Origin of the sequence: Sulfidibacter corallicola, from assembly GCF_017498545.1 — a bacterium.
GTDB classification, from domain to species: domain Bacteria; phylum Acidobacteriota; class Holophagae; order Acanthopleuribacterales; family Acanthopleuribacteraceae; genus Sulfidibacter; species Sulfidibacter corallicola.
In genome coordinates this window covers 9,782,675-9,807,545 of the sequence record NZ_CP071793.1, presented here as the reverse complement: position 1 = coordinate 9,807,545, position 24,871 = coordinate 9,782,675, and the positions used below count along the sequence as shown (strand labels likewise).

Genomic DNA, 24,871 nt, shown 5'->3' with positions numbered 1-24,871 from the left:
CGTCACCCCGAATCGATTCGAGAGCCGGTTGCGCGTCCTCCACCCCAACGAAGCCGGCCACGACGGCCGTTCCCTGGATGGCCGGGCACGAACGATCGATATGCCGAAAGTGCGATCAGAAGCGATAGGTACCGGTGACCTGAATGGTGCGGCCAGGCCCGCCGGGTATGGTTTCCATGCGCCGACGCACGAATTCGGGGTAGGTGTAGATCTTGTCGAACACATTGTGGGCGCCGAGAGACAGCGTGATGGAGTCGCCCACAAAATAACTGAAAGTTAGGTCCATCAAGGCGTAGTCGTCGACGCTGACAAAGGTACCATCCGTCATGTGGCCCTCGCGTTCGCCCACATAGCGACCAAAGACAGAGAGTTTGGAAAACGATGAGGTTCGAAAATGAAAACCCGCACTTGCCAAAAGGTCGGCGAGGAAGGCGATATCGCTGCCGTCGTTCTCTTCGCCCTGGGTGTAGGACAGGTTGACAAAGTACGAATCGAAACCAGCCGCGGCGGGATAGCCTTGCAGCTCCAATTCGAGACCCTGCGTCTCCTGCGTGCCTAAATTGTCGTATACCTTGGCGTTGTTCCCCAGAATGTCGCGTTCTTCCGCGGTGGAGTCACGCCGGCCGATGAGGTCCAGAATTTCGGTATCGAAGGCGTTGACGCGAAGTTTGAGACGCTCGCCGATCTTGGCATCCCAAGCGAGTTCCGCGGTGCGAATCCGTTCGGGTTTCAAAGAGCGGCCGAAAAGGTCGGGACCATAGATCAGAGCGGGGACGCGATAATACTGCTCGTGGGGGCCTGGCGAACGAAACGCCTCGCCGTACAGAAGCTTGACGGCGTTGAATCCGAAGTTGTAGACCAAACCGCCGCGCGGGGTCGAGTAAGTCTCCTCGTCGATGCCCAGCCGCGTCACCCGAACACCGGCCACATAGCCGAGTTTTCCCGTTTTTCCGTCCAACTGCAGATAAGCGCCCGAATCGGAAATCGTAAAGGGTAGCTCTTCGGTGGAACCTCGCGCGATGAGGTTGCCGTTCAACCCATCGGCCATGTCACCCAAGTTGACCACCTTGCGCCGTTCGGTAACCAAACCACCCGTGAAATTGAGAGACTTCCAGGTGTATTGGCCCTGCCATTCCGCCTGGAGGGTTTCGCCGCCGAAACGGTAATAGGCCGTCTCCGGTTCCTGCTCGGGCTCGATTGCGCCCAGGGCCACATAGACGGCGCCAAAGGCCCCGGTCGCCGTTTGTTTGTCCGTATCGTCGTAGTGCAGCACCCACTTGGACTGAAGCTTGCCGATCGCGTGCTCGTATTGGAAGTTGGCGAAGAACTTCCGATGGCTGGCCTTCCCACCGGCAGAGTCGCCGTTTTCACCCCAGGCATGGCGGGGGGCGGGACCGAATTTCCCGAAGTGCTGGAAGGAATGGCCAAAGGAGACTCTCGTTTGTCGATAGGCGAGGTCCAGGAACACATTCTCGATGTCGCGTTCGTAGGTGATGCTGCCGAGCGCGCCCGATTCGTCGATAACGTCAGATTTGCGATACCCTTCGTCGTTGCGCATTTCCACTGCCAGTGTCGCGTTCAACGCACCGGCCTTGCCGGAAATGTATCCCCCGACTTCCTGTGCCTTGAAGGAACCGGCTGTGGCGTAAAACGACTTCTCGTCGTCTTGGCGGGTGATGATGTTGATCACGCCGGCAAAGGCGTTGGTGCCGTAGAGCGTGGAGCCGGGACCGCGAATTACTTCGATTCGCTCCACGGCGATGATCGGGATCGAGTCCAAAAAGAACTCCATGCTGGCGGCGTCGTAATCCGGCACGCCGTTGATCAACATCAAGACTTTGTCGTTGTAGACGGTCGGGCGCACCCCTCGCACTACCGCAATATCCGGTTTCCAGTAGGTGTCCAACGTGGCCAAGCCGGGCACATATGCCAGGAAATCCGAAAGTTTGCGTAACTCCAGGCGCGCCAATTGTTCCTTGGTGAAAACGCTCACGACGGCTGGAGCCTCCGATAGGCTCTGGGCCTTTTTCGAGGCGGTCGTGATTTCCATATCCAGGAGAGCTTCCAAGCTCATTTGCATTAAGTTGTCCGGGTCATCCTCTGCAAAACTCGCAACGAACAAAATGCTCATGGGGATCAACCAAAATCTCTTCATCGCCGTCCTCCCGGGCGTTCCCACACACCCCTTTTCGACTACCGAATCTCACCGTGGCGATGGCAGCTACTCTTGGGGATCAATTTGTCATTTTCGAACCAAGGTTCGGTTGCCCATCACACCTGTTTGCAACGGGTATCCTGGATCTCCGGCTCCAGTACAAGGAAATGGGAGAATCTGGATAAATTCGAGTATGGTTGTATGGTTGAAAAAGACAGAGGCAGTTTAATCAAAAACATTAAATTACCGGTAACTAACTCTGTATTGGGTTTTGAACGGATTGGTACCAAACCACACACCACTTACACAATGCACTGATTTTGAGACTATGTTTTTGGTTAATCGGGAAGGCTTATAAAAATCATTAAAAATTTTTCAATATTCAGTAATAGATGTTTGTGAGTGTGATAAATGCAATAAAACTAATATGTTTTAAATTCATATGATAGGAAAGAGTGCAGGGTTGGGGAAATGGTGCCAGTGGTAAGAGGGTGTATTTTAAATAGTGCCGGTCATGATGAGCGAGGTGAGAAAATTGTGAAGTTGTGAAAACAATGTTTTTTCTTAATCTTGAAAATATGAACATATGAGAGAATAGGTTGAATTGTGAGAATGGAAACTTGACGTCATCGTGGGGCGGTTTGAACACCCCCAAGCTCATCCGAAGAGGGACTGAGCCTTGTCCCATGCCCTGGTGCCACCCATCTGGTCGTCATGGATGAAGTACTGACCTCCTTCCGCGCTCAATTGTGCTATAAAGCTGGCGTGGAGTCGAAAATGCTCTCGGGAATACGCAACGAAAAGAAGTGCCCGGTTTATCTCGCTTTCCTTGCCAAGCTGCTGGGATTGTTGCTTGTATGCCTTTCCGCGACCCCGCCGATCCTGCTGTTCGAGGTTCTCGAGCCGCCCAGTTCGGGGTGGGCTTGTGAATCTCACGATTGTGGGTGCGACGAGGCCAAGTGCAAGGTCAATTGTTGCTGCTTTCCCCAGGCGTCGGAACCCGCCTCGGACGACGCCGAAGGTGCGCCCGATATGGCCTTGAGCGACATGTGTCGCGGACCCCAGGAACGCACGGCGCTTTTGGTGGGGTTCGATATCTCCGTGCCCAACCTCGTCAAACCCCGGCTTCGCCCAGAGAATGCCGGTGGGCCCGACTATCTGCGGCACCCCGCCCATCGCTGGGCGTCTCCGGCGCTCGACCCACCCGACAAGGTGCCCATCGATCACGCCTGACCGCGGCCAGGAACGCTCGTTTCGACGGGATTTTCGGTTTCTGACGCCCGCATCGTTTTAGCGCCGATTCAGGCGAGACGACCTCGATCCGTTCGAACCGTGAGGAGGTCCCTGCGTCCACGCGCCCAGGCGAAGCCCTGGAGCGATGGTTCTCGATCCGTTCTTGGATGGACGTTTCCGGGCTGTCGATCTCCCTTCGCCCCACACCGGGTTGCAGGCCCCCGTTTCGTCGACCGATTCGCCACGGAACCGGTACTTGAATCGCAGCGCGAGCGTCACGCCGCGGTCCATCACCATGCTTTTCATCCATTCCGGTCCCGTCCGGCCGGAATCCTCGTGCCCAACGGGCGCGCGATGCCCTGCGTCCGTTCGCGCTCGTTGGATTTGGATCTCAATTTTTATTTTCTCATTGGTGAACCGAACACAGGAGTGATGTCATGTTCCCATTTGTTTTCGATTTGGCGGAGGCCTGCGCTTCGACTCGCGCCATGTCGCGCGCCAGCCGCATTCTGGCTTGCTCGATCTTGTTTTTATCGATCCCTTTCCTCATCCCGGTATCCTTCATCCAGGCCGGCGAACCAGCCGCCGCTTCAGCCGCTCCCGATCAGGTCGTGGGCCGCGTGTTGGGTCCCGACGGGCACCCGGCCGCCCATGCTCGCGTCACGTTGCGAGGCGAACGGCTCCAAACCACCCATACCGATCGAGACGGCCGATTTCGCCTAAGTGGCAAGTTGTCTGGTGACAGCAGGGTGGAGGTCGCCCACGAGGGTCATCGCCAGGCGTTTTCCGTCGCCCCTTCCGCCGGCGAGACCCTGGTTCTGAGCTTGGGCTCCGTGGGCCCCGGTAGCGAGACGCAACCCTCGGTGCTCGAGCAAATGGTGGTCGCCGCCACGCGTGATGCGCGGGAGCGGTGGCAAGTCCCGTTGGCGGTCGACGCCGTCGAACGGGAAGCGATCGCCGAGGTCCAGCCGCTGCATCCCTCGGAAATGCTGGGCCGGATTTCCGGTGCCTGGGTCAACATCACCGGCGGTGAAGGCCATATGACCGCGATCCGCCAGCCACTCACCACGAACCCCGTGTACCTCTACCTGGAAAACGGCGTGCCCACCCGCTCCACCGGATTCTTCAACCACAACGCGCTCTACGAGGTGAACGTACCCATGGCCGAAAGCATCGAGGTCATCAAAGGCCCGGGCAGCGCGCTTCACGGCAGCGATGCTATCGGTGGCGTGGTTCAGGTGAACACCCGCCGCACACCGTTGCAACGCAGCGCCGAGGCCACGCTCGAAGGTGGAGACAACGCCTGGCGCCGCGGCCTGTTTTCCATTGGGGATCGCATTGCGGGGAACGGTCTGCTGGTCGACGTGAACGTCACCGAATCCGATGGTTGGCGCGATCACACCGACTACGAACGCAAGTCGGCCACCCTTCAGTGGGAGCGTATCTTCGCCCGAACCTCCGTTCGTGCCTTGGCCGCCTATTCCAAGATCGATCAAACAACGGCCGGCTCCTCGGCGATCAGCGAAGAAGACTATCTCCATCGCCCGGAAATCAACTACACCCCGATCTCGCTTCGGGACGTGGAAGCATTGCGCCTGTCGGTCAACGTGGAAACCCTCGTTGCCGGCGGTGTGCTGAGCCTGATTCCCTTCGCCCGGGTCAACAGCATGGAGCTGCTGCCCAACTGGGCGCTCACCTACGATCCCACCATCTACGAGGTCGAGAACGACTCCATCGGGGCCCTGGTCAAGTACGCCTACGCCTGGAGCCGTTGGGACACCAAGATCTCCGTCGGAGCGGACTTCGACAACAGCCCCGGTAACCGGGTCGAGCATCGCCTGGACGTGGTTCGCGAAGGACGCATCTTCACCGACTACTCGGTGGAGGAGCGGCTCTACGACTACGACGTCACTTTCACCGGCATGTCGAGCTACGTCCAGGCTGAATTCGCGCCCGTGGAGAACCTGGGCTTCTCGGTCGGTCTTCGCTACGACCACATGGCCTACGACTACGAGACCGATCTGGCGCCCACCCAGAGCGGCCGGTGGCGCCGACCCGAAAACACCGATCTCGATTTCGATCACCTGAGTCCCAAGTTCGGTGTCACCTGGCGGTTGCGTCCCAACCTCAACCTGTTCGCCTCCCACCGGCACGCGTTCCGCGCACCATCCGAAGGCCAGCTTTTCCGCCAGGGTTCGACCCACGACACACTGGGACTGGATCCGGTCAAGGCCGCCAACAGCGACCTCGGCCTGCGCGGCGCCTGGGGCGAAAAGGTCTCGTTCCAGCTCGCGGGATATCGCCTTATCAAACGGGACGACATTCTTCGCTACGAGGATCCCGAAACGGGTTTTCGGAACTCGGTGAACGCGGGTCGCACCTCGCACCAAGGCGTCGAAATGGATGTCCAGGCCCAAATCACGGGTCAGATCTCGCTGGGCGTCGCGGCATCCTATGCCAAACACGAATACGATACCTGGGATCTCAGCGAAACCACCGGCTACAGCGGGAACGAAATGGAATTCGCGCCGCGGTTCATCGGGAATCTGGTCATGACCTTCAAACCCGATGTCCTGCCGGGCCACCAGTTCAGCGGCGAATGGCGCAAACTGGGCAGCTATTTCATGGATCCCGCCAACAGCCACAAGTACGACGGCCACGATCTGCTCGATATGCGTTGGGCCTACCAGCTTTCGAACGGCTTTCGCCTGAACGTCGCCGTTCGCAACGTGGCCGACGCGCGCTACGCGGAGCGCGCCTCCTACAACCGGTTCCGCGGCGCCGAATACGCGCCGGGCCGACCGCGGAGCTTCACCGCCAGCCTGCGCTACGTTTGGGAGTGATGCACATGGGTACGCCGATGGCATGGGCTCTTTGCCTGGTGTGGTCGCTCTCGTTCGGCGGCCACCAACACGCGATGGAAACGTCCGTCGACCAACCCCGTGCGGCCGCATCCCTTCACGGCCAAACGCCCAATCCCCACGTGGGGCAGACGCCCAGTGCGACGTTCGACACCAAGGGTCGGCTCTGGGTGGTGTTCGAGCAGGACGGTGGGGTTTTCGTGACCCAGTCCGCGGATCTGGGCAAGAGCTATGGTCCCGCCGTGAGGGTGAACCGCGACGACGGCCCCATTTCGGCGCGCGGGGAGAACCGTCCCAAGATCGCGGTCGACGCTCGGGGTCGGGTCTTCGTGTGCTACACCCGCAAACTGCCGACTCGTTGGTCGGGCAACCTGATGTTCTCCCGCTCTCTGGACGGTGGCCAGAGCTTCGAGGCACCGCGTCGCCTCAACGACGACGTGGATGTCACGGGCCACGCGTTCGCGGTCATGGCGCTCAACCAGCAGGGCCACCTCTACCTGGCCTGGCTGGATGGACGCGACCGGGTACAGGCCCGCAAGGAGGGTCGCGAGCTGGTGGCCTCCAGCATCTACGGCACGGTCTCCAAAGACGGCGGCGCCCATTTCGCCCCGAACTGGCGATGGGTTCAGGGCACCTGCCAGTGTTGCCGGTTGGCGATGGCCTTCGACGCCGACCAGCGTCCGATCCTGATGTGGCGCCACATCTTCGGCGACAACGTGCGCGATCACGGCATCGGACGCCTGGTGGCGGACGGCAAGGAGTTGGTGTGGCGACGCGCGCACGAGGACGGCTGGCGCATCCAGGGCTGCCCACACCAGGGACCGGCGCTGTTGGCGAGCCGGCGACATCGAACCCACGCGGCGTGGTACACCATGCAACAGGCGCAACCACGCCTATTGGTGGGAGTCTTCGACCGCGACGGGGTGCTGCACGATGGGCCCCTGGTCATCGAGGGACACATGCCGCGCCACCCGGACCTGGCCGAGGTGGGCGGCACCACGGTGCTCGTGTACCTCGACGATCGGGTCGATGCGGGTGAAGTGGCGCTCCTGCGCCGCGATTCCCACGACGGCGGCAGAACCTGGCGGGCCGCTGCGACGGTGAGGCGCGCCAAGGGTTTGGTGGATCAACCGGCGCTCCTCACCCACGACGGGAAGGTCTATTCGCTGTGGCAGACCGAGGCCGGGCTGGACTTGATCCCCTTGGGGATGGAGGAGCCGGCTCCGGCGCATTGATGGGATGTGGTCCCGCCGCGGATATTTCCACAAACCCCGGTTCCGAATGGTTCGGAGCCGGGGTGTCCTGGTTAGCTGGAGAGCGCCTTCCCACTGGGAATTTCTACCACTGAGGTCGCGGAGGTCCCGGAGACCTTTGCCTGGAGTTCCCGCATTTGTAAGGGAGGCGTCGTGCCAGGTAGGTGCGACCGCTGGTCGCACATTCCGAAGCGATCAAGGTTGCAGGATACGAAAATTAAAAGAGCGAAACGCCAATGGAAGCAGGAGCTTCGCAATGTGTTGCGGGCGTCACGGTAACTTGGTCGGCCCGGTTGGCAATTCGGGGCGACTCACGTAACTACAGCCTATTGCAACAAGGATCGAAGGAGGTTTCCTCCCAACCCACCAAAGTTGCTGAGTTCATAGTCGCTGCATCGCGAGAAAGGCGTCGTCGAGGTCATTTGGGGTGCCAGCCCGACTTTCCGAAGTGATCCGGGCTTTTCGCAAAACCGAGCGGTAAACGAATGATGCTGACAGGCCGAATCTATGGATCTCTCGATGATCGATTTCCTTCCGGGCCAGCCTTACCGGCCATACATAACGGCGCTCTCGGTATGCGGAAACTGCGCGGATGAATTGCTTCGAAAAGTCGGCCGGGCCGGCCAACCTACTGCGGTTTCGACCCTCAATACATTCGGGAACTCCTCACATGGATCGCTTCGACGAGAAAATCCAGCGGGCTTACCACCCCTGATTACTCCGGGACCTCCGCGACCTCGGTGGTGAAAAAAACCGCTCGCCCCAAAACCATGCTGGGCAGCACGAGCCTCCTCCGCTCAACCGGCGTCGGCATCCACGTCCGGCGTGCGCTGTTTCATGACGTAGAACTCGCCGCCCGCCGTTTTCCGCGTCGCCAGCCTGCCTGACTTGCGCAGGTCGCCCAGCAGGCGCGTGACGGTCGTCCGATTCGCGCCGATCGCGCTGGCCAACTGCTCGTGGGTGATCTTGATGCGAAAGACCCGCTCGCCGTGTTGGACCACCGAAAAACGGCTGGCCAATACCTCCAGGATGCCCAGCAATCGGTCGAGCATCGCCGGACGCGCCTGCATGGCGCTCCAGGCCTCCATGAAACACAGCCGATCGCGCAGGCGGGCGTGAAAATGCGGCACCGAAACCACGGTCTTCCACGGCAATAGCGATACCGCCAACGGCGTATGCGCCGTCATTTCCGAATGGCAATGGGCCGCGTGGTGGCTGAACAGGAAATCTCCCGGCCCGAAAAAACCCGTGACCACCTCGTGCCCGTCCGAATGCAGGGTGGTGCAGCGCACGATGCCGCGCGAAATCTCCACTACGCTTTCCTGCTCGATGAACAGGCGCTCGCCGCGGTGGTACTGGCGAATTTCGCGCAGGGGATCGGCCCGTTCCGGGATGGGGCCGTCGGGGGCCAGCCCCTGCAACGCGTCGATCAGATCAGGTACGGCCAGGGGATCGCTGAACACCCAACGGGCGCCGGAGGCCAGCGCCTTGGCGTACATTCCGGTGTGACCGTCGCGGTTCCAGGCCGACCAGTTCTCGCGGGTCGGAATCGGTCCATTCTTCTCGAGTACCCGCAGCAGGTGCCACGCCGGATCGGGATCCGCGTGGACCTGAAAGGCCAGGCCCGCATCGTTCAAGGCCTGCAGCATGGCGGTCAACGCCTGGCTCGAGCCGCTGAATCGAAACACGACGCGGCCGTCGCCACACGCATCTCCTACCGTGAAGCCGACCAACATCGATTCGATCTCCCTCCGAGGCGCGGTCAACGGGTGGGGAACCCGGCGTCGTCGAAACGGTACCGTCGGATCACCATGTTGTCGTCGGCATCGAAACCCACCGTGTAAACGCGCCTCCCCGCACCGATCATCTGGAGTACCGAACCTTTCCAATCGCAACTTGCGAGGTGGCGACCCTGGGCGTCGAACAGGTCAAAGACGCCGGTGTGGTCGACCGGGTGGTAATTGGCCAGCACGCCGATGCCCGATTCGAGCCGGACGATGGCGTGGATCATGGGCAGCGCGGGCGGGATGTCCGCCTTGCGAATGGCCGATTCGAATACGGATTGGGTCAGGCGCGTCGCCAAGAACGGATCCGCGCAGAGCTGCACCCAGATCCCTTCGAACGCCGCACGCTTCATTTCCTCCGTGAAGGGTTTGGGTTTCAGGTCGCGCGAAATGTGCCGTACCGAATTGCCCTCGCCGTCGGCAAAGGTCAATTGGTATTGATTGGCGCGCCCGTACACCAACACGCGCTCGTTCAGGCTGCCCAACACCGGGATGCCGCCCGCGAACAGCTCCATGCGTTCGCGCAGGAAATCCACCCAGAACGCGGTCTCGTTGGCCTTCGACCAATCGAGCGGATCCACCTTCAAACGCACCAACGAGATCTGCTCGGCCATGTCGGCATCGTAGATCGAGAGGTCGTAGATCGGTTTGCCCTGGCTGGATTTGGCGCTGATGAAGGCCGCTTTGCCGCCGTCCAGCACGACCGAGCGGTACACCGCCACGATGCTCGATTCCAAGCGCTTGGTTTTCAATACTTTGCCCTCGCCATCGAACAGCGTCAGGCGCTTCAGGGTCGAATCGAAAACCGCGATGTGTCCCTCTGGGGTGATCTGGATCGATTTGGGTTCCTCGAATTCGCCGGGCCCGTTGCCCTGGCGACCGAACTCTTTCTTCAAGCGCCAATCGCTGTCGAACCGGAGGACCCGGTAATTGCCCGGATCCAAGACGTACAGGTCTCCGGCCGAGTCCACCGCCATTTGGGTCCCTCCGGTGAACGACCAATCGTCGTCCTCACCGCCCAAACTGCCGGTCTGGATCAGTTTCGGGCCGCCGGCCATGGCGTGGCCCATGCCGATCACACCCGCGAGAATCGCGCACAGCAGGAGCATGGCAACCTGGCCTTTATAGAATCGCGGCATCATGTCAAACCTCCTTGGGTTCGGGAACGATGGAACCGGCATCGGGACCCTGTGCGCCTTTGCGTCGTCCCCGCCACAGGATGGCGAAGAGCAACAGGACATTGGCGCAGAGCAAGGTACCCACGGCGATCCAGCTCGCCGGCAGCACGCGCATGGTGGGGAGCTGGAATTGTGGCAGGGTGGCCAGATCCGCCGACCCGATCAACTCTTGGCGGAAGGCCTTGGCGGCGAAGAATTCGCGCCAGTCGTGACTGAATTGGGCGATCGTCCGCGCATAGGATCGGAAGTGGCTGTCCGAGACCCCGGCCACTTCGTCCAGGCTCGCCCTTGCCACGACGATCGGGGACAGGACCGATAGCATCGCCTCGATGCGGCGCTGGCGGGCCAGGCGTTCGTCGAATTGGGCGCGGGCCGGTTCCATGTCGTGTGCCACGGCTCGGTTGGCGGCGAACATGCGCTGGTAGTAGGTGAAGAACCCAGCGTGGGCCGATTCGGCCGATGCGTTGGGATCCTGGGTGAGCTGTGGGTGGTCGCGGAGGTAATCGGCCAGCAATTCGTCGCCCCGCTTTTGGGCTTCGGCCGCCGCGGTTCTCGCTTGGGAAACCAGGGTGATTCGGGTGGGCGTCGGGAACAGGAACTCGGCCGCCGAACTCACCCCCGTCGGGACCAGCACGGCCAACAGGAGATACGCGGTCAGGAGCACCAGGGCGTTGCGTTGGGAATCACCGCTGCGCAGATCGACCCAAAACGCCAGCAGAAACCAGAAGCCCATGTACAGGCCCGCACCGAACAGCAGGCCCAACAGGAGCTTTGGCGAGAAGGCGCCGAGCGTGCCGGTCGCGACGGCGGTCACCAGCAAGGTCGCGCCGACCACGACGAGGTAGAGCGCGAAGCGGGTTAGGGCACGCAGGGCATAGCCGCGCAACGGGTCGATCGGCTGGCTGTACAGCAGCGCGGCGACCCCGCTCTCTCGATCTCGCGAGATCGTGTGGTAGTTGCCGGCCAAGATCAACAGCGGCAACAGGAACACGAATACGAAAGCCGGGTCGAAGCCGCCGAAGGATAGGGGCACGGGGTTGGCGATGGGGTTGCCGCCCGCCTGGGCATCGCTGTAAATGCCGATGCCGTTGGTCGGTGCGAAGAGGTCCCGCTGACCGATGGACAGGAAGGCCTGGGGCGGCAGCGGATAGTCGGCGGCGGTCTTGTGCCAGAGGTAGTACCCGCGCGGGTCGTCCCACAAACTGTCGTAGGATTCCTCACCGCGTTCCACCGCGAGCAGTGCCTCGTGGTTCTTTTCGAAGGTTTCCCGTCGCTCGGCTTGGGATGTGGCGATCTGCGCACGCGTCGCGTCGAGGGTTTTTTGCTGGTGGATGGCCGCGGCGAGAAACAGGCCGAAAAACGCCAGGGCCGCCAGGTAGAAGCGTATGTCGCGCAATTGGCTTCGCAGCTCGAAGCGGATGAACAATCTCAACATGGGGTGGTGACCTCTCCGTGCGCGGGTTTGGGATCCGTGGCATGTGGTTCGCGAATCGGGCCCGATCCGGTCGATCTACGGAAGACGCGTCGCGGCAACCAGCCCAGCAGCAGGGCCGTGCTGATCAGGAACCAAAAGGCCAGGATGGCGCCGTGGTTACCGAACCGAGCGGCTTGAAAGCGCGGGTCCATGGGCTGAGACTTGAAGGTCGGCATGGCGTGCCACAATTCCCCATCGGCCTTGTAGCCCCAATCTCCGGTTTTCGAGTGCACCATCATGTTGTGGTTGAGCAGGGCCACGAATTCGCGTCGATAGATCTCGGCCTGCCCGCTGAAATGGCGGTGATCCTCGGGACTGGTGCCGGCCAGAGCCATCGAGGACAGCCGCACGGCAAGGGTCGGCGACAAGAGCGAAAAGAGCCGATGGATCCGGTCCTGGTTCGCATGAATCGTGAACAGCTCGCGATAGTGTTTGTCGAAAACGCGATCCGAATATTCTTCATCCGCTTGCATGGCCAGGGCATTGAAGTTGATGGGGAGGTCCTCCAGCTTGTCGACGCCGTAGGAAGCCAGGGTTTCCTCTTTCAATTTTTCCGTGCGTGCTTGTTTGTCGCCGTCGCCGGGCAGGCCGGCTTTCTTCTCTTCGCTCATCAGCTTTTCGAACTGGACCTGATTGGGCGTTGGGTGAAGTTGTTCGGAAGTGCTCGCCGCCAGACGCGGGAGGGCCAGCCCCGACCCGATCCAAAACGCCACCAGCAGCATCAGCGAGGCGCCCGAATGCTTGGTGAGTGCCGAGGCGATCAGGCTCAGGTTGGCGAAGACACCCAGGTACACCGCATACAACAGTGCCAGTCCCGCCAGCCGCCACCAACTTTCGCTGGGGATGGGGCCGTGGATCGCCGCGGCGATGACCGCGGTGGCCAAGACCGTCAACACCAGCGGCGGAATCAGGGACATCGTGGCCAACCACTTGCCCAAAAGCCAATGTCGGGGCGATGATCCGGTCGCGGCTACCAAATCCAGCGTGCCGCGTCGGCGTTCGCCGCTGACCGAGGCGTGACCGAAAAAAATGATCAACAACGGGGCGATGAAGGCCAACAGGAAGGCGGGGCTGAAAATGCCGAAGCGGCCGAGGGTGGAACGGTCGTTGATGGCCGCGAACGCCGCGTTGCTGCGGTAGTGGGCTTCGAGGAAAAAGACCGAACCGGTGTAGGGGTTGACGCCAAAGTCGAAAAACGACAGGGCGTTGAGCGGCTTGAACAGATAGATGCCGTAGTGCGCCGCACTGTGGGGGTTCTTTTCCCCCTGGTTTTCCCAATGCTGGCGGGAGAGCTCGGTACCCGCCGCCATTTCGGCCTGGTAGCGATGGTGGCGTTGGAAACCCACCAACGTCGCCATGACCAACAGGGCCAAGACCGGAAGCAGGAGCCAGCGCAGCAGGCCTCGCCGCCAGAACTCGCGGTATTCGCGTTTCACGATGGTCGTGATGGTGTTCACCGCTGCCTCCTCAATCGTGCATGTGCTGCAAGTACAGTTTTTCCAGATCGGTGGCCGAGATGGATGACGTCGGCACCGTTTCCAGGAGGTGTCCCTGCTTCATGATGCCGACGCGGTGGCCGACCTCGCGCGCCCGGAACAGGTCGTGGGTGGCCATCAAAATGGCCACACCGCGCTCGGCGAGGTCGCCCAGCAATTGGATGAACTCGTTGGCGGCCTTGGGATCGAGCCCCGAGGTGGGTTCGTCCAACAACAGCGCTCGCGCCTGTTTGGCGAGGGCGATGGCCAGGCACACCTTCTGGCGCATGCCCTTCGAATAGGTGGCGACCCGTTGGTAGGCCGCTCGGGCCGGAAGCCCTACCTGGGAGAGGTAATCGAGGAGCTCGCTCCGACCGTGGCGTTGACCGCCCAGTTGGGCGAAGAAGTCCAGGTTCTCGACACCGGTGAGTTGGTCGTAGACGTTGACCCGCTCGGGAATGTAGGCCAACTCGGCCCGAGCCAGGTGAGGGGCGTCGACGACACTGCGGCCGTTGACCCTGGCCTCGCCCTCACTGGGTTCGATGAAGTTGAGAAAGAGGTGGATGGTGGTGGTCTTGCCGGCACCGTTGGCGCCCAAAAGGCAAAAAACCTCACCGGCTTCGATGGAAAGGTTGAGCTGGGAAAGGGCCGTGTAGTGGCCGTAGTTTTTGGAGAGGTTCTTTGCTTCGAGCATGTTGTGTACCCTTGATAAGATGCTGAGGTGATATCTGATGAGACCGAATTATCGTTTTTGAAAGCTTAATTGATAATGCGATTTCATTTCAAGTAGTTTTTCGGACCGGTCTCCACCGCTCAGAATTCCAGGCGAATATCGAGCTGCGCCCGAATCGGCGATCCCGGATAGGCGTTGAGCGGCACCTGACTGCCGAACAGGTTGTCGTAGGTTTCGTCCAGCAGGTTTTTGCCGGTCAAGGTGACCGTGCCCCGATCGCCGGGCAGCCGGTAGGTCAGGCCGCCGTGGACCAGCGTGTAGCCGCCGCCTTCGAAATCGTTGCCCAACGTGACCATGTAGTCATCCGCGTAATCCGACCACAGGTCCAGGGTCAAACGGGGTGCCAAGCTGCCGCGCAACCCGAGCGAACCCATGTGTTCGGGCACCCCGGTGGGACGGTTGCCGGTGTAATCGACGCCCCTGACCTGGTAGTCCTCCCACTCCGCATCCGTGTAGGTGTAGGTGAGGTAGCCACTCCAGCCGGGCACGAGGTGGAACCGCGACTCCCATTCGAGCCCCTGGCTCTGAAAGCGGTCGGCGGTCGAGGCCTGCAACTGGCCGGCCGGGTTGGAAAGGAACACCAGGCGATCGCGCTGGGAGAGATGGAACAAGGTGGCGCCAATCCAGATATGGTCACCGATATGGCCCTTGATGCCCAGGTCGTAGTTGTCCACGCGCGACGGCTTCACCTCGGAGCCGCGTTGGTAGAGGCTGGGATCCCATTGCCAGACCGCCCCGAAGTTGGAGTTGAAACCCTGGCCGTAGCTGAAATAGGTGCTCAGGTTCGGCTTCCAGAAATGAACGATCGAGAGTTTGGGACTCACGTGGGTTTCGGAATCGACGATGGGCGCGTTGTCGTCGATCACGCCGTCGAAATCCACGTCGCTGGCGATGGTCGCATCGCGTTCGAAGCGGTCCCAGCGCGCACCGAGCGTCACGGTGGTGTCTTCGCTCAATTGCCATTGGTCCTGGACGAAGAAGGCCGTGAAGCTGTTGCGCGAATCGCCGCGGTAGGTTTCGTTGCGGTCGGCCCACAACGGATGGTCGCGGTTGATGACTTCGCCCGTGGTGTAGTCGATGTTGATTTCATAGAAGTGGTAGTTGAAGGTTTCCTCGTCGAATCCGTTCTGGCCGGTCCACCAGTCGGTTTCGGTCAGGTCTACCTGCTCGTGGGTGGCGCCGGCGATCAGGTTGTGGCGACCGGATTGCCAGCTCAATTGCGGTTCCACGAAGAAGACACGGGTGTCGCGATCGTTGGCGAACCCGTTGACGCGCAGGATGTTGTTCTCGGGTTGGAACCCAAAGGGATCGTAGAAAGCCAGGTCGTTGTCGTCCTGAATGCGGCGGTAGTGTAACGTGCTGATAAGCATAAGGTTATCGTTGATGGCCAAACGGTGCCTGGCCGCCGCCATGAGCGTTTCGCGTTGGTACTCGTTGGGACCGTAGCCGAGAAATCCCTCGCGTCCACCCGCGACTTCGGGGATGTCGCCGTTGGGCAGGATCGGAATCACGCCGCCGGCCTCCTGGTCGCCGTCGTGGGCGTTCAGCCAGAGCGTCAGGGAAGCGCGTTCCGAGAGCGCGATGTGATCCTTGACGAAGAGATTGGTCGCCTGGCCTTCGGTGCGGTCGCGCCAACCGTCGTTCTCCTGGCGGTAGCCGTCGATGACGAGCTGGTGCCGGCCATCGGCCAGGGGCAGATCCACGCTGAGATGGGGCTTGGCGTAGCCGTAGCTGCCGCCGCTGAGGCCGAGCCGGTAGCGCCGCTCGGGGCCGGGGTCGCGGGTCAGGTAGTTGACGGCGCCCGACAGGCTGCCGCGTCCGTAGAGGGCCGAGACCGGTCCGCGAACCACCTCGACGCGATCGACGGCGCCGAAGGGGACCTCCGCGAGCAGCACTTCTTCATGGGCCGAAACGAAGGGAATGCCGTCGACCAACGCCAGGAAGGTATCGTTGCCGTGGTTGCCGGTCAGCCCGCGAAACACGACGTGCATGAAGTTGTTGGCCGCTTCCTCGCGGCGCTGGAACACGCCGGCGATACCCTGCAGCTCGTCACCGGCGAGCTGGCTGGCCTTGGTCCGCAGGTCCTCGCGGTCGATCAGGGTGACGGCGGCGGCGAGCTCTTCCAGGGTTTGTTCCGTGCGGCTCGCCGTGACGACCACCGATTCGGAAATGGCAGGTTTGTCCGAATCCGATGCCGCTTCGGTCGAGGCCGGTTCCTGGGCGAGCAGGTTGGTCCAAAGCGTGACGAGTAGAAGGGTCGTGATGAAGGTAAGGTGCGTGAAGGTCCTCGGGCGTCGCAAAGCAATCTCCTTGAGTGATGCCGATTTCGGCGAAAGTAGGGGGCCGCGGCTCAGGCGTGCGGCATGGGGAAGGTGTTCAATTGGTCCTCGCGCAGGGGCTGGTCGCTCCAGCCGAGTTGGACCGGCAGTTCGTAAAGGCGCCGGCCTCCGTAGGCCGGAAACGCGGCGGGCATGTTGGGAACCAGGCCGGGAATCAGCACGCGCACGACCTTGAAAGGCGTGAGCGCCACGTCGGGCGAGGTGATGTCGGCGTACAGCAACTCGAATCCACGGCTCTCGATGCGTTCGCGATAGGTTTCGAAGCGGTCGTCGGGGAGGGACGGCAGGTCCCCGAGTTCGCGGGTGACCGGGGTCTCGATCAAGGGACGAATGCGGTCCAGGGCACGCGGATCCAGATAGAGTTGAGGCTGCAACATGAGGTCGCTCAGGTCGCGGAAGTCCGGACGAAACGAGTCCAGGTACTGGCGATCGGCGCGCCAGGGTTTGTAATTCACGTGAAGCAGACCCCACTCCTCGGCCGATTTTCGTAAAGTGCTGTCGGGTTTCAGCAGGTCGTAGCTGCCCTCCAGCAGGGTCAGGGCTTCGGTCAGGGCCTTCTCGGCCGCGGCCAGGGGTTCCGGTCGGCAGCCGAATCCGATGCTGACCAGGCTGGACGCTTCGTCGATGACCACGCCCGCCATCACCGGGATCTGGAATTCGTTGTCCAGGTGAATCAAGCCGTAGCGCAAATCGGTTTCCCGGCTCGGGCCGGTGAGCCGGTCGCGAAGCTCGGACGGGATCGCCACGCGGGGCAGGGGATGGGCGTGAAGCCACCAGGTCATGGTGATGTCGCGCTCCACCAGCTCGCGGACCGCGCCCACGAGTGCCTGTTCGAGATTTTGGCCGGCCGCCATCCCTGGCGTGTACAGGTAGTTGGTGACGGGATCGTCGGCGAACTCGCCGTCCAGCCAATTGGCGTAGACCAGCGAGAGCGGCAGCAGGGTGTGTCGATCGTGGGTCAGGGAATGGCCCGACACCCAGCGAACGGGCAGATCGCGGGTGAAGGGCACGAACGGGCAGCCCGGTTCGGCCAGCATGGCCTCGCTGTGCAGGCTCAGGCGTCCGGGATCCAGGGCATGACGACCCTTGGCCGTCAATTCCGAGTAGGAATCGACGACGGTATCCACGCCGGGCAGGCAGTTGCCGCAATAGCGTTCCAGGGCTTCGCCCAGTGCCGCGCCGGCCGCCGCCTCGCCGTTCCCGAAGGCACTGCCGCCGACGAAGAGATCGTTGCCCCAGGGGTAGATTCGCGAGAGATCGGCGTTGTGGGCCCGAATGGTGATCAGCTCGCTGGGAAAATCGGGGTGGTGATCGACGCGGTGGAGGTCGAGCACGATCCCGGCGCGGTTGCCCACCAACTGTTCGCGGGGATGGTCGCAACTGCTGCGAAAGCGTTTCGGGACACGGGTCGGCAGGGGCAGGAACGGGCGCTGTCGGGTTCTGTAGCGCTTCGGATCCACTTCCAGCTCGCAACTGAGGAGACGACAGGTCTGCCCGCGAATCTCGGCCTCGAGTTCGCCAAAGAGCAGCGCCACCATCCAGGCGACGGCTTGGTTGGAGAAGTCCGGCCAGGGATTGCCCGGCTCGGTGGACCAGGGTACGGCCGGGTAGAGCAGGGCCTCTTCCACTTCGTCGCCGGTACAACGACGTCGGCCGAAGAGATCGCGGATATCGGCGGTGGAGCCGGGAATGACTAGGGGGCCCAGCCACCCGTGGCCGCGGTCAAGGTGGAAGGGGAGCCAGGGAACCCCGGCGTCGAAACACGTCTCCTCGATGGATTCCATGCGCCCGCGATCGACGGCGGAGAAGAACGCGACGACCCAGAGATGGTCCGTGCCGAGGCGTTCCAGCTCGTCGCCAAGTCGCGCTTCCGGAACCTGCACGACCGTGCCGAAATGGCTCGTCATCGTTTGGGCGAGTGGGAAGAAAGCGCCTTCGCCGGTGAGCAGGATCGTGGCTTGCCCGCAGGGGTCGGCGTCGCCCCGATCGGCGGGCTCGGCCGCCTGCAACGCCGATATCACTTCGCGGAGCGCGTCGCCGTCCTCTTGGTTTTCGAGGATATCGTCCAGGGTGTGGCTGCCGTCGCAGGTGCGCAGCAGGGCCGCGAGGTCGGCGGCCGGCATCGCCACTTCGTACTGGTCGCCGGCGGAGGTGGTCACCGTACAGGTGTCCTCGCCCGCGCCGCGGATCTCCAAGTGGTCGAGGCGGGGCATGGCATGGGGTTCGAAGGTCGTTGTGGTCATGAAAGGGACTCCGTCGAATCGTGTTGATGGACGCGGCCGGAAACGCCGTCGCCCAGGTTGCCGTCGTGCTGGCCGGCGATCAGGTCACGGTAGGCCGGGCAGCGCGCCAACAGGTCCTGGTGGCTGCCCTGGCCGACCACCCGGCCGCGATCCAGCAGCAGAATGCGGTCGGCCGTGAGGATGGTCGAGAGGCGGTGGGCGATCGTCAGGGTCGTTCGGTTGCGGCGGAGCTGGTTCAATGCCGCTTGGACCCGCGCTTCGTTTTCGCTGTCCAGGCTGGAAACCGCCTCGTCGAGAATCAGGACTGGTGCATCCAGGAGAAAGGCCCGTGCGAGGGCCAGGCGTTGGCGCTGGCCGCCGCTGAGCTGCACGCCGCGCTCGCCCACGGTGGTCGCGTAGCCGTTGGGCAGGGCCTCGATGAATTCGTGGGCCATCGCCAGACGGGCGGCTTCGATGACCGCTTCGCGCGACGCACCGGGGCGGGCCAGCGCGATGTTTTTTTCGATCGAGTCGTTGAAGAGGAACAGGTCCTGGGGCACCCAGGCGATCTGGCGGCGCAACGATTCGACCGGGACTTCCCGTACATCGATGCCGTTCATGTGGATGGTGCCGCGATTTGGGTCGTAAAACCGCATCAACAGGTGGGTCAGCGTCGATTTTCCCGCACCCGAATGGCCCACCACGGCGAGGTTCTCACCGGGTTGGAGGACAAACGACACGTCGCTGAGGGCCGCCTCCGGAACCTCCGGGTAGTGGAAGCACAGATCGGCGACCTCGATTGCGGGTGGCTCGGCGAGCTCCAGGGGGTGGGTGCCTAGATCGGTGACCAGTGAAGGGCGTTGAATCAGGGAAAAGACGCGCTCGGCGGCGGAGGCGATGGCGCCGAGGTTGCCGAAGTTGGCACTCAGGCCGGCGACCGGGCCAAAGACCGCACCCGCCAGGATGACGGCGACGGGAAAGAGTTCCGGGTCCAGGGCGCCTCGCGAGACGGCGGACGCACTGGCCGCCAGGGCGATCAACATGCCGAGGGCGGTGAGGCCACCGGCGATGGCGCGTTCCAGGCCCGCGCGTTTGCCGTAGGCGATCTGGTCCGCGATCAGGTTGTGTCCGACCCGGTCGAGTCGCTCGCCTCGGGTGCCGCCGGCGCCGAAAACGACCAGCTCGCGCAAGCCCTGGACGGCGTCGATGACTTCGGCGTGAACCTGGGCGACCTTGTGGCGCAGGGCCGCGCCCTGTTGGCGGGCACGGGCCTGAAGCAGCGCGGGCACCAAGCCGACCGCCAAGACCAGCGGTGCCAGCAGCAGGGACAGAACCGGCAGGAACCAGCCCAAGGCCAGCAGGACCGCGGCGGGTACCAGGGTGCTGACCACCAGCGAACCCAGGGTATGGGCGTAGAACCATTCCAGCGTTTCCACGTCGGACATGGCGGTCGCGGTCGTGTTGCCGGATCGGTCGCGAGCCGAAGAGAAGGGCGCCAGGCGGGCCAGGGCGTCGTACACGCGATTGCGCAAATCGGCCAAGACGCGGTAGGCGAAATCGTGGGAGAGCCACATTTCCAGCCATGCCAGGAGCGCCGAAGCGGCGACCAGGCCGATCAACGTCCACAGGGCCGGCTGCCATCGCTCGTAGGGGGTTCCGGTGATGGCGGCGCCGACGATGTAGGTGCCGACACCGGCGCAGGCGATGACGGAGGTTTGGTTGAGCACCCCGACAAAAATGCCGAGCGCGAGGATCGAGCCCTTGCCTTGCAGCACCGCGAGCAAACGCAGCGTGTCGCGCAGGCGTCCCGGCGTGGCCGCGAGGGATGGAGCGGATGTATCGGCCGTGGCGTCGCTCATGCACTCACCTCCTGGAGGGCGGCCATGCGGGCGAAGGCGCCGCCTTCGTCGAGCAGGTCTTGGGCGGTTCCGATCTCTTCGATGCGGCCCTGTGCCAACACCGCGATGCGGTCCGCGTGGGCGACGGTGTTCAGGCGATGGGCGATGACCAAGGTCGTACGCCCCTGTCGCAGACGCTGCAGGGCTTCGTGGATGGTCGCCTCGTTGGCGGCGTCCAGGTTGGCCGTCGCCTCGTCGAGGATCAGGATCGGTGCATCCTGGAGCAGCGCGCGCGCGATCGCCAGCCGCTGGCGTTCGCCGCCGGAAAGGGTCAATCCACGCTCGCCGACCAGGGTCTGGTAACCCTGGGGCAGATGGCAGATAAAGTCATGGGCGCCGGCCGCTCGGGCCGCCTCCTCCAGATCGACCGGATTGGCATCGGGCCGACCGAGTCTCAGGTTCTCGGCGATGGTGCCGTGGAACAGGTAGGTGTCCTGGTGGACTACCGCGATGCGGCGGCGGAGCTCGTCCGGGTTCAGGTCGCGCAGATCGTGACCTTCGATGGTGATGGTGCCGTGGTTGGGGTCGAAGAACCGCAACAACAGGGCGACGATGGTGCTCTTCCCCGAGCCCGACGGCCCGACGATGGCGGTCGTCTCGCCGGGCGCCAGGGTGAGGCTCAACCGATCCAGCGCGGGGCGACCCGGTTCGTATTGGAACGAAACCTCCGACAGCGAGATGGCCGGCGCGCGGTGGGGATCGAGCATGGGACTGGCGGTGAGCGAGGCGCCGGGTGGCGAGGGAATCTCCGGTTCGGCTCGGAGGATGGCGAAAATGCCCGCCGATGCCGAAATGCCCATGTACCCTTGGTGCCAAGCCGCGTCCAGTTCGGCCAAGGGGCTGAGACACTCGCTCGTCAGGAACAGCAACAGCAGCAGTTCGGCGGGCGTCAGGGCGCCCTGCAGCAAACGAACGGAACCGAGGGCCAGGGCCAGGGCCGTCCCGGCGCGCTTGGCGAGGCCCACCACGCCGGTGCTCAGCATCGATACCGCCAATTGGGCCATCGTCGCCTTGTAGAGGCGGTGGCTCTCCGCACGCAGGCTCGCGCCCCGCCGTTCGGCCGCGTTGAACGCCTTGAGCGTCGTCATCCCCTGCATCGCGTCCACGAACCGCGTGTTCAGCGCCTCGTAGGCCGACCAGTGGCTCGCGCCGTAGTCGCCCAACCAGCGCTCCCACAGTTTGGGTGCGAAGGCGGCGATCAGCAGGGCGGCCAACACCAGGCCACCGACGGCCGGATCGATGGCCGTGATCCAGGCGAGGATCGAGGTGGAGACCACCAGCGTGACGAAGAATTGGGGCACGTAGGCGCCGAAGTAACCCTCCAGCGCTTCCACGCCGTCGACCATGGTCGCCTGGACCTTGCCGCTGTGGGTCCGCTGCAGATAGCCTGGCCCCAGTTTCAACAGATGGCGGAAGAGTCGGCCGCGAAGGTCGTGTTTGATGGCCGCGGCCACCCTCATTTCCCGCAGGCGGCGCCACCACAGCAGCGCGGCGCGGGTCACGACCAGGACCAGGATGCCCGCCAGGGTGACGTGGAGTGCCTCGAAGGGCGCGCCTTCCAGAATGCGCTTGATGCCCGAAGCAATCAACACCCCCTGGCCGACACCCGCCGCCGAGACGGCCGAGCCAAGCAACACGCACAGGGCTAGGCCTTTGCGTTGGCGGGCCGCAAGCCCGAGTAAATCGCGTTGTAACATCATGTGGGTCTCCAGGATCGCGAGATCACGCGATGCGGGTTCAGGCGTGGGGTAGTGGTGTGTAGTTGAGCTCCTCCGGGGAGAGCGGACGTTCGCGCCAGCCCATGTCGACCGGCGCCATGCGCAGTCGCTCGCCGCCCAACGGCGGGAAGGCGGCCGAGGTGTTTGGCACCAGGCCCGGTACGATGACGCGGGCCGCTTTCAGGCCCATCAGGTCCACGTCGGCGGTGGTGATGTCCTTGTAGAAGATCTCGTAGCCGCGGGATTCGACCCGCTTCTGCAGGGTTTGCAGCGAGCGGTCGGGCAGGCTGGGCAGGCTCGAGAACGGGCGGGATCGCGGGGTGTCGACAAAGGCCCGCGCACGCTCCAGGCAGCGCGGGTCCAAATTGACCTGCTGCTGTTGGAGCAAATCGCTCACGTCGCGGAAGTCCGCGCGGTAGTCGTCCAGGTAGCGGCGATCGGCACGCCAGGGCTTGTAGGGCACGTCGATCAGGCCCCACTCTTCCACCGACGTCCGCAAAAGGCCGTTGGGGTCGTCCATGTCGCGGCTGCCTTCCTGCAGCGTGAGCGCTTCCGACCAGGCCTTGAAGGCCGCTTCGACCGGATCGGGCCGGCACCCGAACCCGATGTTGAAATAGCCTTCGACGGTGTTTTCGAGGACACCGGCGATGACGGGTACGTCGAACTCGTTGTCCAGGTGGATCAGCCAGGGACGCTGGCCCATTTCTGTCGGTCGTCCCCGCCACAGCGCTTCCATCTCGGGGGTCGGGATCATCGACGGCAGCGGTTGGGCGTTCATCCACCAGATCATGGTGATGTCGCGCTCGATGATTTCCTCGAGGCCCGAAACCAGCGCGTGGTCCAGGTTGACGCCCGCGGCGATGCCCGGGAACCAGTAATAATTGGTGATCGGCTCTCCTGGCAGGCCCGTGTGCCAGTTCACGTAGACCAGGCTCACGGGCAGCCAGGCCGGCGCGTTGCGCGTCAGCGAACGGCCGCGCACCCAGAGCACCTCCAGGTCGCGGCTGAACGGGATCATCGGGCAGCCCGGCTCGCGGTACATGGCTTCGTCGAACAGGATCAGGCTTTCCGGGTCGATGGCGTGCTCTCCGGCCGCGGCGAGTTGCCGGTAGGAGGCGCGGCGGGTCTCTTCGCCGGGGATGTAGTTGCCGCAGTAGCGTTCGATGGCCTCACCCAGCGAGGACAGCTTCGCCTGCAGGGGATCGCTGAAGCTGGAGCCGCCCACGATGACGTCGTTGGCGCAGGGATACTTGCGGGCGATGTTGGAGACGTGGGCCTGCACGGTGACCAGCGTTTCGGGTACCGATTCGTGATGGACCACGTCGATGTGGCGCACGACGACGCCGGTTCGGTCGTTGACCAGGGTGGCGCCGGAGCGGTCGGAGCTGGTCAGAAACGCTTGACCCAGGCGGCGATGGGGCATCGGCAAAATGGCGGACTCCGAAAAGGCGCGATTCGGAAAGTCGGCGGACAATTCGGTGCTGTACAGGCGGCAAGGCTGGCCCGTGCGCCAGCGCTCGATTTCTTCGAAAAACCGGCTGAGTGACCAGACCAGGGCCGGCGGGGAGGGGACCGGTCGGCAATCCGGGTTGGGGTAGATGGGCAGGCTCATTTCCGCGGCGAACAGGGTTTCGTTGTCGGAACAGCACATGCGTCGATCGATCAGGTCCCGGTAATCGGCGGTGCGGCCCGGGATCACGATGGGGCCCAGCCAGGCTTTGCCGCGATCGAGATGGAACTGCGACCAGGACAGGCCGCGTTCGGCGCAGGCCGCGTCGATCTCGGCGAGGAAGGCGGCATCCAGATGGGGCTCGAGCACGAGCGGGAGATCGCGTTCGGGGTCCAGGTTGTCGAGATCGTGGCGCAGGTGCTCGCGATCGATCACGGTGACTTCCGCGAAGCCCTTGCCTAGGTTGAGGGATCGACAGATGGAGATCAGTCGCTCATCGCCGCAGAGGAGCAGGCGGGTTTCGGTATTGGGCGAAAGGGTTCGATCGATCGGCGCTTCGATGCGCGGTGCGGCCGCCTGTTCGTCGGCGGCTGTGATCGACAGCGCGCCCGATTCCAGTAGAATGTCGATGACCTCGACGAAGTCCGCCGGGCTACCCGACGCTTCCGCGATCTGATCGATGGTTCGCGTGCCGTCACAGAGTTTCAGGAGCTCGCGCAGAGCCTCTGGTTCCATGTCCACTTCGAACATCGCGTCGTCGGGTGTCAGCACCAGGGTGCGGTGCTCCTCGAGGCGGCGTAGTTCGAGGGTCTGCAGGATGGGAAACGTTGCTTGAGGAGGTGTGGTGGGAAGGGTTGCAGGGGACATGGCGGCTCCTTGTGTTTGGGCATGGGATCGAAGAAAACCACCGTGACCCCTTCTGGAGCCACGGTGGTCGAGAGCGTGAAGAGGGCGTCGCCGTCAGCGCCGACCCTCAATGCTCAGGATTCACTTCCACGCGATGCGGCTGGTGGTCGCAGCGGTGGTGTGAGTGTGGTGGTTACCATTGGGAGCGAGAGCTTTTTCCCAACGACGTTGTTTGACTTTCTTGATCATGGG

The 24,871-nt window shown here is 62.9% G+C and carries 14 protein-coding genes; 3 read left to right on the top strand and 11 right to left on the bottom strand.

Annotated features, from left to right (window positions below):
* Positions 1 to 115 precede the first annotated feature (115 nt).
* Positions 116 to 2,155, bottom strand: coding sequence for a TonB-dependent receptor plug domain-containing protein (locus tag J3U87_RS29730; protein WP_237379427.1), 2,040 nt, complete (start codon positions 2,153 to 2,155; stop codon positions 116 to 118).
* A 777-nt stretch (positions 2,156 to 2,932) separates the two neighbouring features.
* On the opposite strand from J3U87_RS29730, the gene J3U87_RS29725 reads away from it, so the two are divergent.
* The 3 genes from J3U87_RS29725 (at position 2,933) to J3U87_RS29715 (ending at position 7,484) form a co-directional block, all read left to right on the top strand.
* Positions 2,933 to 3,388: a hypothetical protein gene (locus tag J3U87_RS29725; RefSeq protein ID WP_237379426.1), complete on the top strand. Its 456-nt coding sequence runs from the start codon at positions 2,933 to 2,935 to the stop codon at positions 3,386 to 3,388.
* A 437-nt stretch (positions 3,389 to 3,825) separates the two neighbouring features.
* The gene (locus J3U87_RS29720; protein WP_237379425.1) at positions 3,826 to 6,231 is read left to right on the top strand and encodes a TonB-dependent receptor; all 2,406 of its coding nucleotides are present in this window, start codon (positions 3,826 to 3,828) and stop codon (positions 6,229 to 6,231) included.
* Positions 6,232 to 6,236: 5 nt separating this feature from the next.
* Entirely contained in the window at positions 6,237 to 7,484 is a 1,248-nt protein-coding gene (locus J3U87_RS29715; RefSeq protein WP_237379424.1) for a sialidase family protein, read from the top strand.
* A gap of 815 nt (positions 7,485 to 8,299) precedes the next feature.
* On the opposite strand, the gene J3U87_RS29710 is transcribed toward J3U87_RS29715, so the two are convergent.
* The 10 genes from J3U87_RS29710 to J3U87_RS29665 all read right to left on the bottom strand — a co-directional run bounded on the left by J3U87_RS29710 (position 8,300) and on the right by J3U87_RS29665 (position 24,640).
* Positions 8,300 to 9,238, bottom strand: a complete 939-nt coding sequence (locus J3U87_RS29710; RefSeq protein ID WP_237379423.1) for a Crp/Fnr family transcriptional regulator — start codon at positions 9,236 to 9,238, stop codon at positions 8,300 to 8,302.
* A 26-nt stretch (positions 9,239 to 9,264) separates the two neighbouring features.
* Positions 9,265 to 10,428, bottom strand: coding sequence for a 6-bladed beta-propeller (locus J3U87_RS29705; RefSeq protein WP_237379422.1), 1,164 nt, complete (start codon positions 10,426 to 10,428; stop codon positions 9,265 to 9,267).
* Between the two features lies 1 nt (position 10,429).
* Positions 10,430 to 11,899: a DUF3526 domain-containing protein gene (locus J3U87_RS29700; RefSeq protein WP_237379421.1), complete on the bottom strand. Its 1,470-nt coding sequence runs from the start codon at positions 11,897 to 11,899 to the stop codon at positions 10,430 to 10,432.
* Positions 11,893 to 13,395 carry an ABC transporter permease gene (locus tag J3U87_RS29695; protein WP_237379420.1) on the bottom strand — a complete coding sequence of 501 codons (1,503 nt, stop codon included), beginning with the start codon at positions 13,393 to 13,395 and terminating at the stop codon, positions 11,893 to 11,895. Before J3U87_RS29695 ends, J3U87_RS29700 begins: the two co-directional genes overlap by 7 nt.
* A gap of 10 nt (positions 13,396 to 13,405) precedes the next feature.
* Positions 13,406 to 14,107: an ABC transporter ATP-binding protein gene (locus J3U87_RS29690; protein ID WP_237379419.1), complete on the bottom strand. Its 702-nt coding sequence runs from the start codon at positions 14,105 to 14,107 to the stop codon at positions 13,406 to 13,408.
* 119 nt (positions 14,108 to 14,226) lie between these two features.
* On the bottom strand, positions 14,227 to 16,446 hold the full coding sequence (locus J3U87_RS29685) for a TonB-dependent receptor (protein WP_237379418.1): 2,220 nt from the start codon (positions 16,444 to 16,446) through the stop codon (positions 14,227 to 14,229).
* A 50-nt stretch (positions 16,447 to 16,496) separates the two neighbouring features.
* The gene (locus J3U87_RS29680) at positions 16,497 to 18,728 is read right to left on the bottom strand and encodes a YcaO-like family protein (protein ID WP_237379417.1); all 2,232 of its coding nucleotides are present in this window, start codon (positions 18,726 to 18,728) and stop codon (positions 16,497 to 16,499) included.
* Positions 18,725 to 20,566 carry an ABC transporter ATP-binding protein gene (locus tag J3U87_RS29675; protein WP_237379416.1) on the bottom strand — a complete coding sequence of 614 codons (1,842 nt, stop codon included), beginning with the start codon at positions 20,564 to 20,566 and terminating at the stop codon, positions 18,725 to 18,727. Before J3U87_RS29675 ends, J3U87_RS29680 begins: the two co-directional genes overlap by 4 nt.
* Positions 20,563 to 22,305, bottom strand: a complete 1,743-nt coding sequence (locus J3U87_RS29670; protein WP_237379415.1) for an ABC transporter ATP-binding protein/permease — start codon at positions 22,303 to 22,305, stop codon at positions 20,563 to 20,565. Before J3U87_RS29670 ends, J3U87_RS29675 begins: the two co-directional genes overlap by 4 nt.
* A gap of 37 nt (positions 22,306 to 22,342) precedes the next feature.
* Positions 22,343 to 24,640, bottom strand: coding sequence for a YcaO-like family protein (locus tag J3U87_RS29665; RefSeq protein ID WP_237379414.1), 2,298 nt, complete (start codon positions 24,638 to 24,640; stop codon positions 22,343 to 22,345).
* Positions 24,641 to 24,871 lie beyond the last annotated feature (231 nt).